The 11,257-nt window shown below is 73.4% G+C and carries 11 protein-coding genes; 6 read left to right on the top strand and 5 right to left on the bottom strand.

The genetic code is table 11. The annotated features are described in order from the left end of the window. Positions 1-172 precede the first annotated feature (172 nt). Positions 173-1,063 (bottom strand): class I SAM-dependent methyltransferase, encoded by an 891-nt coding sequence (locus AQJ11_RS41105; protein ID WP_208616741.1) that lies wholly within the window; start codon positions 1,061-1,063, stop codon positions 173-175. A gap of 214 nt (positions 1,064-1,277) precedes the next feature. Between AQJ11_RS41105 and cseB the strand changes: the two genes are divergently transcribed. The 3 genes from cseB (at position 1,278) to AQJ11_RS41090 (ending at position 4,432) form a co-directional block, all read left to right on the top strand. Next, positions 1,278-2,006 (top strand): two-component system response regulator CseB, encoded by a 729-nt coding sequence (gene cseB / locus AQJ11_RS41100; protein WP_014669112.1) that lies wholly within the window; start codon positions 1,278-1,280, stop codon positions 2,004-2,006. A 1-nt stretch (position 2,007) separates the two neighbouring features. Then, positions 2,008-3,252 carry a sensor histidine kinase gene (locus AQJ11_RS41095; RefSeq protein WP_059266824.1) on the top strand — a complete coding sequence of 415 codons (1,245 nt, stop codon included), beginning with the start codon at positions 2,008-2,010 and terminating at the stop codon, positions 3,250-3,252. Positions 3,253-3,400: 148 nt separating this feature from the next. After that, entirely contained in the window at positions 3,401-4,432 is a 1,032-nt protein-coding gene (locus AQJ11_RS41090) for a D-alanyl-D-alanine carboxypeptidase family protein (protein WP_059266823.1), read from the top strand. 162 nt (positions 4,433-4,594) lie between these two features. Here AQJ11_RS41090 and AQJ11_RS41085 read toward each other — a convergent pair whose 3' ends face one another. Then, positions 4,595-5,056, bottom strand: coding sequence for an acyl-CoA thioesterase (locus AQJ11_RS41085; protein WP_014669115.1), 462 nt, complete (start codon positions 5,054-5,056; stop codon positions 4,595-4,597). A gap of 153 nt (positions 5,057-5,209) precedes the next feature. Here AQJ11_RS41085 and AQJ11_RS41080 point away from each other — a divergent pair, with 153 nt between their 5' ends. The 3 genes from AQJ11_RS41080 (at position 5,210) to AQJ11_RS41070 (ending at position 6,981) form a co-directional block, all read left to right on the top strand. Next, positions 5,210-5,971 (top strand): TetR/AcrR family transcriptional regulator, encoded by a 762-nt coding sequence (locus tag AQJ11_RS41080; protein WP_059266822.1) that lies wholly within the window; start codon positions 5,210-5,212, stop codon positions 5,969-5,971. Between the two features lie 97 nt (positions 5,972-6,068). Then, a complete protein-coding gene (locus AQJ11_RS41075) occupies positions 6,069-6,293 on the top strand; it encodes a hypothetical protein (RefSeq protein ID WP_059266821.1) in 225 nt (74 codons plus the stop codon). 97 nt (positions 6,294-6,390) lie between these two features. Continuing rightward, positions 6,391-6,981, top strand: coding sequence for a flavoprotein (locus AQJ11_RS41070; RefSeq protein WP_059266820.1), 591 nt, complete (start codon positions 6,391-6,393; stop codon positions 6,979-6,981). Between the two features lie 58 nt (positions 6,982-7,039). On the opposite strand, the gene AQJ11_RS41065 is transcribed toward AQJ11_RS41070, so the two are convergent. From AQJ11_RS41065 to dacB, 3 genes are all read right to left on the bottom strand, one after another. Continuing rightward, positions 7,040-8,002, bottom strand: coding sequence for an AraC family transcriptional regulator (locus tag AQJ11_RS41065; protein WP_059266819.1), 963 nt, complete (start codon positions 8,000-8,002; stop codon positions 7,040-7,042). A gap of 196 nt (positions 8,003-8,198) precedes the next feature. Then, positions 8,199-9,377 carry an RICIN domain-containing protein gene (locus AQJ11_RS41060; RefSeq protein ID WP_244218620.1) on the bottom strand — a complete coding sequence of 393 codons (1,179 nt, stop codon included), beginning with the start codon at positions 9,375-9,377 and terminating at the stop codon, positions 8,199-8,201. Positions 9,378-9,799: 422 nt separating this feature from the next. Further along, on the bottom strand, positions 9,800-11,194 hold the full coding sequence (dacB, locus tag AQJ11_RS41055) for a D-alanyl-D-alanine carboxypeptidase/D-alanyl-D-alanine endopeptidase (protein WP_059266817.1): 1,395 nt from the start codon (positions 11,192-11,194) through the stop codon (positions 9,800-9,802). Positions 11,195-11,257: the final 63 nt, after the last annotated feature.

Below are 11,257 nucleotides of genomic sequence, written 5' to 3'. Positions count from 1 at the left end.
CCCCCCCGAAGTAGGGGGCCGTCCCTGCCGGGCACACCTCCACACTCCGCCACCCCCCACCCCGGCGGAAGAGACAAGTTCCTGCCCGGGAAAGATCCTGCCCCCCTTCCCGCCGCCTCGGGAGGGCGCGGCACACGTGTCCCGGCACCCCGGCCCGCCGTGCAGGAGGTGGTCAGGGGCGGACCGCGAGGATCCAGCGGTTGGCGGCCAGCGCGTCGTCCGGCGTCGGCCGCAGACCGACGCCGTGGCGGTCCGCGAAGTCGAACGGCGTGTGCACGGCCGTGTCCCAGCCCCGGGCGTCGAGATCGGCGACGGAGCAGGGGCGGGGCGCGGTGTCGAACAGGGCGAGCAGGTCGATGCCGAGCCGCTCCCGGACCGCCGCGTAGACGGGGTAGTCGCGTTGCCCGGCCGGGTCCACCCCGCGTTTGACCTCGTAGCCGAACGCACTGCCCGGTGCGCTGTGCGCGTTGACGGTCGCGATCAATTCCTGTTCCGCGGCCGGCGGCAGATACGGCACCAGCCCCTCGGCGAGCCAGGCCGTTGGACGCGTCGGATCGAAACCGGCCGCGACCAGGGCGTGGGTCCAGTCCTGGCGCAGGTCGGCGGCGAGGGCGACGCGGGCGGCCCGCGGTACGGCCCCGAGCGTGTCCAGGACGGACTGCTTGAAGGCGAGCACCTCTTCCAGGTCGATCTCGAAGACCGTGCTGCCGTCCGGCCACGGCAGCCGGTGGGCGCGGGTGTCCAGACCGGCGCCCAGCACGACCACCTGCCGGCAGCCGCCGGCCGCGGCGCTGAGCAGGAACCCGTCGAAGACGCGGGTGCGCAGACCGAAGAAGCGGGCCAGCCGGCCCCACAGCGGATCGGCGTCGCCGTCCGGCACCTCGTCGAACCGGCGCGGCCAGTCGGCGCAGCCGGGCGCCGCGCGGACCAAATGCTCCGCGTACTCGTCCCGCGCCGGCGCGTCGGGCCGGGACGTCTCGATCGCGCGGGCCGCGGCGACCAGGAAGGCGGTCATGCCCACCCCCGCGACTCCGGTGCTGCTTCCTCGGCCGGTATCGGTCATGTCGCTCCCCGCGGTGCCGTGTCCTGGGCGGTCCCTGTGTGGGCAACACGTTGTCGAGCGGGCCCGGGGTTCACTCGACACGTGTGCGGATACCGGGCCCGGCACCCGGCGGCACCCCGCGCCGAAGGCCGCCCGCACCGGCCCCCGCCGCCCGTCGCCGTACCCCTGACGGCATGATGGTGCTCCCCGCATTCATGCGCCCGGAGGGGAAGACATGTCCGCCGTACCGGTACCGGAAGGCCGCCCGGCCCCCGTCTCGATCCTGCTCGTCGAGGACGACGAGGTGATCCGCAGGTCGGTCGCGCTCGCCCTGGAGCGCTACGGCTACCGGGTCGCCACGGCCGGGGACGGGCTGACCGGACTGGAGCGGTTCCGGGAGGGCGGGCACGACGTACTGCTGCTGGACGTGATGCTGCCCCACCTGGACGGTGTCGGACTGTGCCGGCGCGTCCGGGAGACCAGCACGACGCCCGTACTGATGATGTCCGCGCGCGGCGACGCCCTGGACGTGGTCTCGGGTCTGGAGGCCGGCGCCGACGACTACGTGGTCAAACCCGTGGACACCGCCGTACTGGTGGCCCGGATCCGCTCACTGCTGCGCCGTGCCGCCTTCGGCGCGGCCGACGCCTCGCCCGTCGAGGCCGCGCGGAAGGACACCGTGCTGGTCTTCGGTGACCTGGCCGTCGACACGGCGGGGCTGGAGGTGTCGCGGGGCGGTGAGCCGGTCGCGCTGGCCCCCACCGAACTGCGGTTGCTGCTGGAGTTCGCCGCCAACCCCGGCATCGTCCTCGACCGGCAGACGCTCCTTCGCACCGTGTGGGACTACGGCTGGGAGGGCGACACCCGGGTGGTCGACCTGTGCGTGCAGCGGCTGCGGAAGAAGATCGGCGCCGAGCGGATCGAGACCGTGCGCGGCTTCGGCTACAAGCTGCGGCGGACCTGACGTGCACACCGTCCGCTCCCTGCTCAACTGGCGTTCGCTGCGCTGGAAGGTCGCCCTGCTGGTGGCCGTGGCCTGCTGCGCCGTCGCGCTCACCGTCGGACTGCTGGTCCACCGCAGCACCCTGGACCGCTCCATGAACGACGGCGCGGCCAAGGCGGTGACCGCCCTGTCCCACTCGGTGGAGCGCTACGCGCGCGACGGGACGCTCGCCCCGGGCGAGGAGCTGGACCCCGCGGCCATGCCCGAGGAACTGGTGCGTCGGCTCCATGAGCGGAAGGACCCGGCCCACACCCCCGTCACCTGGTACGACGGCGACCCCCACGCCCCCCGGATGTGGGCGGCGACCAGCTACCGGGGCGAGCCCTTCGCGGTGTACGAGGACATGACCCCCGACCTGCTCACCCGGCAGGCGCTGGACCGGCACATGTGGAAGTACTCGCTGGTGGTGCTCGGGATCGTCGTGCCGGTGTCGGCGCTCGCCGCCGAGCTGCCCCACCGCAGGCTGCGACGGGTGGCCAGGACCGCGCGCCGCATCTCGGACGGCGACCTGGCCGCGCGGACCGGGGCCGGCGGCGGGGACGAGATCGGCGCCATCTCCGCCACCGTGGACGCGATGGCCGACAGCCTGCACGAACGCCTGCTGGCCGAGCAGCGGTTCACCGCCGACGTCGCCCACGAACTGCGCACCCCGCTGATGGGGCTCGTCACCGCGAGCGGCCTGCTGCCCGAGGGCGAGGCGACCGATCTGGTCCGGGACCGGGTGGCGGTGCTGCGGAACCTCGTCGAGGAGCTGCTGGAGATCTCCCGGCTCGACGCGGGTGCCGAGACAGCCGATGCGCGCCCGGTGCCGCTGGCCGCCGTGATCCGCGACTCGCTGGCCCGCACCGGCCTCGGGGCACGGTTCACCGCGCACGGGGAGCCGTGGGCCGACACCGATCCGCGCCGGCTGGACCGGATCGTCGCCAACCTGGTCACCAACGCACACCGGCACGGCCGCGCGCCCGTCGAGATCGAGGTCACGGGCACGACGGTGACCGTGCGCGACCACGGCCCCGGTTTCCCCGCCCACCTGCTGGCCCACGGACCGCGGCGTTTCCGCACCGGGGCGGCCGAGCGCGGCCACGGCCACGGCCTGGGCCTGACCATCGCGCTGGGCCAGGCACGAGTGATCGGCGCCCGGCTGGATCTGGCCAACTCCCCCGACGGCGGGGCGGTGGCCGTGCTCCGGCTGCCCGCCGCGCCCTGAACACACCGCCGTACCCGGGCGCCGATACACGACGGATGCACAGCCGAGCGGTGCCGGAGAGCCGGCCGGCGTCGTGCGGACACGTCCTGCCCGCAAGGTGACCGAGGTGCGTGGACGTCACGCACCTGCCCGTAGGAGGTGCGTTTCCATGTGCCCGGCCACCGTTCCCGGCGAGTCCGAGCTGTGCCCTGACCAGGTGCCACCATCCACCGTCGCGCCACGTACGTCTCGGCCGCGCCGCCCGCTCCGGTCGCGCCTGGTCGTCTCCGGTGCCGCCGGTGCGGGCGCGCTGACCGCCCTGGTGGTGCTCGGCACCGTCGTACACTCCGGTGGTGACCGTCCGGCGGTCCCCGGCTCGCCGGCGTCCCTGTCCTGGCCGGTGGAGGGGCAGACCAGCATCCACGTCGAGGGCCTGGGCTCCCGGGGCGCACTCGGCTCCCGTGGCGCGCAGAAGCCCGTACCGCTGGCCAGTGTGACCAAGGTGATGACCGCGTACGTCATCCTGCGCGACCATCCGGTCCCACCCGGCGGGGACGGTGCCCGCATCACCGTCGACGCGCGGGCGGCCCAGGAGTCCAGCCTGGGCGCGGAGTCCACGGTGGCGGTCGAGGCGGGACGCCGGCTGAGCGAACGGCAGGTGCTGGAACTGATGCTGCTTCCCTCCGCCGGCAACATCGCCCGGATGCTGGCCCGCTGGGACGCCGGCTCGGAGGAGGCGTTCGTCGGGAAGATGAACCGGGCCGCCCGCGATCTGGGCATGACGAACACCACGTACACCGACCCCAGTGGCATCACCCCGACGACGGTCAGTACCTCCGAGGACCAGTTGAAGCTGGCCCGGCAGGTGATGCGGGACCCGGTGTTCCGGTCCGTCGTCGCCGAGCGGGAAGCCGACGTGCCCGGGGTGTCCGGCACGGTCCGCAACACCAACACCCTGGTCGGCGAGAACGGGGTGATCGGCGTCAAGACCGGGTCCAGCACCCCGGCGGGGGGCAACCTGATGTGGGCCGCCACCGCGCCGGACCGCGACGGGCACGAGCGGCTGGTGCTGGGCGTCGTACTGCACCAGGAGGCCGGCACCGGCTCGGAGCAGGGTCTCGACGCCGCGCTCACGGCCGGCGGTTCGCTGATCGCGAGCGTGCGGCGGTGGGTGGCGGCGACCGGACCGGCCTCCCGTTGACGGGCCACCGGTTGACGGGCTCGGCGCGAGCCGACGGCGCGTGCCGGGTCACTCCGCCGTTGACGTGGAGGTCCTGGCCGCTGACCCACCGCGGCTGACCGTGTTGGCGGTGATGCCGCGCGAGCCGAGTCCGCGCGCCGCGACCGCCGTGAACTGCCCGCCTCAGGCCCGCTCCTGCGGCAGACCGATGGTCCTGGCGATCTCCCAGACCCGCTCCGACCAGGGAGTGGGCGTGAAGGTGGTGCTGTCGAGGCGGACGACGGTGCGGCTGCCGTGCGCGTACGTCGTCTTCCCGTCGGCCGAGCACACCCGGTAGCCCGCCGTGGCGGAGGTCGTGCCCAGCCGCGTCATCCACAGGTGTACGGCGTACTCGCCGATCCCCGCCACGGGCTGGTCGTAGGTGATGTCGAAGTGCTTGGCGACGTTGAAGCCGTCGCCCTCCAGGCCGCTCTTGCCGCCGATGCCCTTGTCCCGCCAGAACCACCCCCACGCCCGCTCGACCAGCACCTGGTAGTGGCCGTTGTGCAGCAGGCCCATCGGGTCGAGGTCGTCGAAGTGGACGACCACGGGCATCAGGACACCGACGTCGGTGCCGGGCGTGTCGACGGTGGGTGTGGGGGGCATCGGTCTTCTCCTCGCGCCATGTGTGTCTCATCGGACGATACCTGTCACGACGGCGTGGGTCATGCGGCGGCACATGTGTGTTGACGGGAGGCGAACGTGTGCCCTCGGCCGGACGCTGAGATCAGTGATTCACGCGACTGATATCGTCGATTCATGACCACGGAGACGGAAACGGAGCAGGCAGGCACGACACTGCGGCAGAAGATCGTCCTGGCCGCCGCCCGGCTCCTTGAGGAGGGCGGCCTGGACGCGGTGTCGACCCGCGCCGTCGCCGCCCGCGCCGGCGTGCCGACACCGTCGATCTTCCGGATCTTCGGGGACAAGGAAGGGCTGCTGGAGGAGGTCGCGGAGCACGGTTTCCGGCGCTACCTCGACGTGAAGGCCGAACTGCTCACCGGCGACGACCCGGTCCAGGCGCTGCGCGACGCGTGGGACCTGCACATCCGCTTCGGGCTTGAGCACCCGGCCTACTACTCGCTCGTCTACGGCCAGGTCCGCCCCGGCCACATACCGCAGGCCGGACGACGGGCCGCCGCCGGACTGCGGCACATGATCACCCGAGTGGCCGCCGCCGGGCGGCTGCGGATGAGCGTCGAACGCGCCACCGAGGTCATGCACTCCGCCGGCGTGGGCACGATCCTCACGCTGATGAGCCGGCCCGAGGGCGTCTGCGACCTGCGGACCGCCGACACGGCACGCGAGATGGTGATCGACACCCTCACGCTCCCGCCCGCGGAGAGCGGCGACGGCGACGCCGCCGCCCCCCGTGCCGCCGTCGTGAGCAGTGCCATGGCGCTGCTGGCCGCCCTGGGGCAGGAGGGCACCGTGGCGTTGAGTCCGGCGGAGCTGAGTCTGCTGCGTGAGTGGCTCAACCGGCTGGCCGACGCGGGGGACGCGGGGGACGCGGACGGCTGACGCGGCGGCCAGGGGCACACTCCGTCCGGCACGGATGGTCAGTCGTCGTGGCGCATATGGTCACGTTCGGGTCGGCGCGGCGGCGCATCGTGGGGGCATGACCAGCAACGACACGTCCACTTTCGGTGGACGCCTGCTCATCGGCGCGACCGGCTCCGCCGCGATCGCCCCTCGTGCCGCCGTCGTGAGCAGTGCCATGGCGCTGCTGGCCGCCCTGGGGCAGGAGGGCAGCGTGGCGCTGAGTCCCGCGGAGCTGAGTCTGCTGCGTGAGTGGCTCAACCGGCTGGCCGATGCGGGGGACGTGGGGGACGTGGACGGCTGACGCGGCGGCCGGGGGCACACTGCGCCCGGCACGGATGGTCAGTCGTCGTGGCGCACATGGTCATGTTCCGGTCGGCGTGGCGGCGGATCGTGGGGGCATGACCAGCAACGACACGTCCACTTTCGGTGGACGCCTGCTCATCGGCGCGACCGGCTCCGCCGCGATCGCCATGCTCCCGATGTACATCAACACCCTGCGCACCATGTTCACCGGGACCGTCACCGTCCTGATGACGCACACCGCTGCCACGTTCCTCCCGCCGCACACCGTCGGCCTGTTCGCGGACCGGGTGGTCACGGGTGCGACACCGGACGACTGGGCCCACGAGAACCAGGCGACCCTCGCGGCGGAGCACGACATGATGGCCGTCCTGCCGGCCACCGCCAACATGCTCGCCGCCACCGCCACGGGTGCCGTGCCGAACATGCTGACCGCGACGATCGCCGCCGCCGACTTCCCCGTGGTGTTCTTCCCGGTGATGACCGGCGAGATGTGGCGCAAGCCCGCCGTCCAGCGCAATGCCGGCCAGCTACGCCAGGACGGCTACCACGTCGTCGACCCGCAGTGGGGACAGCGCTACGACGTCGGCCTGAAGCAACTCGTCAAGGCTCCCATGCCGCCGGCTCCGCCCCAGTTCGTCGAGGTCGTCCGGGAACTCATGCCCCGGCGCGGGCCCGAGGAGGACTGAGGACACCCCCCGGGGGGACGGCCGGGGAGCCGCCGCATCCCCTCCGGTGACCGGACCGTCACCGCGCACCCGGCCGCCGGGCCCGGAAGGCGCCGGGCGTCATGCCCGTGACGGCCCGGAACGCCCGGTGCAGCTGTGCCTCGCCGCCGAATCCGCACGCGCGGGCCACGGCGGCGAGAGGGCGTTCGGGGTGCGACAGCAGCAGCCGCCGGGCGTGCGACACCCGCAGCCGGCGGATCAGCTCCGTCAGCGATTCGCCGTCCTCGGCCAGGGCCCGGTACATCGTGCGCCGGGAGACCGCGCAGCCCGCGGCCACCCCGGCGGCGTCGAGGTCTGGATCCGTGGCGTGCCGGCGCACGAACCGGTGGATCCGTTCGCGGGTCAGCGCCGTGGCGGACGCCTCCCTCGGCGTGCTGCCCGCGGCCCAGGCCAGACCGGTGTCCAGCAGGTCGACGGCGTGCGGCAGCAGAGCGGCCGCCGCCCCGGCATCGTGCCCCTGCATACGGTTGAGGCCGACGAGGAAGTCCGCGATGACCCGGCCGGGGCCCGAGGAACCCAGCTCCACGCTGGTCGCCCCGGCCGGCGAGCGGTGCGCCAGCCGGGATCTGGGCACCTTGACCACCAGCTGGGAGAAGTCGTCCTCGAAGTCCAGCGCGTAGGGGCAGGTGCTGTCGACGAAGGCCATCGTGCCCGGCGTGAGCAGGGCGACCCGCCCGTTCTGCTCCAGCCTGCCCCGGCCGCGCAGCTGGATGTTGGCGAGGAAGACGTCCTCGGGGTCGCGTCCGATCAGCCGGCGCGTCCGGACCACCTGCTGGGGGCCCGCGGTGAGCTCGGCGAAGCCGATGCCGTCCAGGACGGAGTGCTCGATCCGCCCCGCGAACGCCCCGTCCGGTCCGGGGCGCACCGCCACTCCGACGAACGTGTCACAGATGACGTCGGCCCAGTAGGCGAACGCGTCGCAGGTGTCGACGTCCGCGCTGGACCACACGGTGCGCGGAACGGGGCGGGGGAAGGTGTGCATACCTCCATGATGGCGCTCCGCCGACCCAGGGGTCAGCCCGTCAGGTGCGCTGACCCCTGCTGACCCATGTGCCGCCCCTGGACCGCACCGCCGGACTGTCAGCGGGCTCGGGTGCCGGTCGGATCGGTCGGCGGGCGCCGCGCCGGAGATCGGCTCGGCGCGGATCCCTCCGCTCCGGCCACCGCCCCGCCGGTGCTCAGGACGTGGACCACTTCTGGTTGGGGCTGCCGGCGCAGGACCACAGCTGGAGCCGGGTGCCGTTCTGCGTGCCGTTGTCCCGGACGTCCGTGCACTTGTCGGCGAGCGTGCTGACCAGGTCGTGTCTGACGTTCAGCTCGAACCGCTGCGCCGGACTCCCGTCGCAGGAGGCGAGTTCGAGGTCGGCCCCGTCGGCGGTCGACCCGTTCGCGAGTTGCACGCACATGCCGAGCGCCCGCATGGTTCCGCCCGTGAACGTCCAGTGCTGGGAGGCGGATCCCGTGCAGTCCCAGATCATCAGGCCCGCGCCCGGCACGGCCTCGCCGCCCACGACGTCTATGCAGCGCTGCGAGGCGTGGCTGAACACCTTCACCCCCGGTGCCGCGGCCGGCGCGGTGGTCCTGGCCCCGGTCGTGGCCTTCGCCGTGGGGGTAGAGCGCCGGCCGGGGGACGCGGAGCCCTTGCCGGACGCGCTGCTGCCGGGCGAGGCGGACGCGGGCTCGCGGGAACCGTCGGCCTTCTCGCCGGGGCCGGTCGCGGACGCCGTCACCGAGGGCGCCGGCACATCGCCGAACCCGTCGATGACGTCTGCGCCCCGGCCCCGGGAGTCGACGGTCACCGAGGCCCCGTCGCGCTTGCCGTCGTCGTGGCCGTTGACCAGGCCCAGGGTCAGCAGGACACCGCCCGCCGCCAGCAGTCCGACGACGCCCACGACGCCGAGCGCACCGCGCAGTCCCTCGCGCCGGGTCCTGTCGCCCTTGCCTCGGCGGACCGTGTCGAGTGAGACGACCTGGTCCGCGGCGGGGCTCCGGTCCGTGTCGGCGCGGCGTGCGAAGGTGTCGCCGGGTCTGTCTCCGGGTCTGTCACCGGGTCTGTCACCGGGTCTGTCTCCGGCGGAGCCGCCCACCGCGCCGTCGGCGGCCGGGGCCGCCGGTCCGTTACCGCGGCCGGCGTTCCCCCGCGATCCCAGGGAGGAGATCCGGGTGAGCCGGGGCAGCGAGGTGCCCCTCCCGGCCGCGTCGGGCGTCCGGTCACCCCTGCCCGGCGCGGGCGGCTGCGCGCCGCCGGGCGCGGTGCCGTCCTGGCCAGGCCCGGAACGGGAACTGATGGATCTGGCGCTGCCCGGGACTCTTCTGGGGAGATCCCCCGCGGACCGGGGCGTGTGTGGAGGCTTCATGTGTTCCTTTCCAGCGGAGCCGGAGCATGGGTGGCGATGTCGCGGGGGGTGGCCGACCGGTCTCCGGGACGGTCCGGCCCTGTCACGCGGGCAGCGAATCCACCGCCGTTCCGGTTCACCGCCACGACAGTCACTGCTATGACATGTCACCGCTACGACATGTGACATGTGACTCGTACCGGTCGGCGAGTGAGGACTCGAACCGGCGCGTCGGACGGCGTGGCCGGCCGCACCGGTGGGCGCGGACGCCGCCGCGCACACGAACGCCACCCGACCTCGCGGCCGGGCGGCGCCTGAGTGCCTGGTGCCCGCTCCCGGACCCGGTCCTGCCGAACTCCCGCCTCCCACGCCCCCGGGACTCGGGACAGTGGGCGAGGACGCCGGGCGTCGCGGGGGCGGACGGGAATCCGACGGCAGGCCCGTTAAGCCCAGCAGCCGTTCACGGTGGCGGCCAGACCGTCCATCGCGTCCTTGATGTCGTTCGGGGCGGCCGTCGAGCCGTTCTCGATGAAGGAGAAGACCCGCCACTCGCCGTCGTCGGTCCGGGTCAGACCGCTCAGGGCGATGGCACCGGTGAGGGTGCCGGTCTTGGCCTGCACCTTGCCGACGGCGCACTGGGAGTGCGGGTCGTCGAACCGGCCCCACTCCGGGCCGAGGGTGGAGCCCGCCTCACCGGCGACGGGCAGGCCGTCCAGGATGGCGCCCAGGGTGTGCGCGTAGCGGGGCTGGGTGAGCAGTTCGAGGATCTGCGCGAGCGTGGCGGCCGGGATGCGGTCGGTACGGGACAGGCCGCTGCCGTCGTGGATCTCGAAGTTGTCGAGGGAGACGCCGTAGCGGTGGCTGAGCACGTGGCGCACGACCTCGGTGCCGCCCTCGAAGGTGGCGGGGCGTCCCGCACCCAGAGCGGTCATCCGCAGCAGGGTCTCGGCGATGTTGTTGTCGCTGGTCTTGAGCATCTTCTTGACGGTGTCCGCCAGCGGGGCCGACTGGTGGCGGGCGACCGGCACATCGGTGGGGCGGGCCGTGCCGCGCGTGACGTCGCCGGAGACGGTGACGCCGTCCTGGGCGAGCAGCCCGGCGAAGGTCTGCCCGGCGTCGATGGAGGTGTCCTGGACACCGCGGCCGTCGACGACGAGGGCGCGGACCGGGGCGACGGTGTCCGGGTAGTAGCCGTCGTTCCAGCCGTCGGCGAGAGCCGGTGCGGGGAATAGGCTGTCGTCCACGGCGACCTTCACCGTGCCGAGGCCGGCCTTCTCCAGCCCGGCGACCGCGGTCTTCGCCAGTTCCGCGAGGTCGGCGCTGCTGAGCGTGCGGTCGCCGCCGCCGACGAGGGTCAGGGTGCCGTGGCCGTAGACGACCTTGGTGGTGAACCGGTGCTCGGGGCCCAGCACGGTCAGCGCCGCGGTCGCCGTGGCCAGCTTGACGTTGGAGGCCGGCATCAGCGCGGTGGAGCCGTCGTGGTCCCACAGGGTTTCGTCGGAGTCCGCGTCGAGGACCACGCCGCTCACGTCGGCGCCGAGCCGCTGGTCGAGCACGCGGGCATCGAGGTTCGCGGCCATCTGCCGGTCGCTGGGGTCGGCTGACTCCGCGCCGCCGGACGCGCCGCCGGCCGTCGTCGTGGTGCCGTTGCCGTTGCCGTTGCCGTTGCCGGCGGCGAAGGCCGAGGGCCCGGCCAGCGCGGCCGAGGCGACGGGCACCGCCAGCGCCAGCACGACGGTACGCCGCAGACCCGTGCCGCTCTGCTTCGCCCTCCGGTGCCGGCGACGGCCGCCGGGCACGAAGGAGCTGGTCTGTGTTTCCGCTGTGGAGTTGTTCATGGATTCCAGGTTCGATAGAGATACGTGTGAAGTGGATCGGCGCGCACCTTACTCCGTCGCGTC

The sequence above is a fragment of the Streptomyces corchorusii genome, assembly GCF_001514055.1.
Classification (GTDB): domain Bacteria; phylum Actinomycetota; class Actinomycetes; order Streptomycetales; family Streptomycetaceae; genus Streptomyces; species Streptomyces olivaceoviridis.
This window is presented reverse-complemented; position numbering and strand designations above follow the sequence as displayed.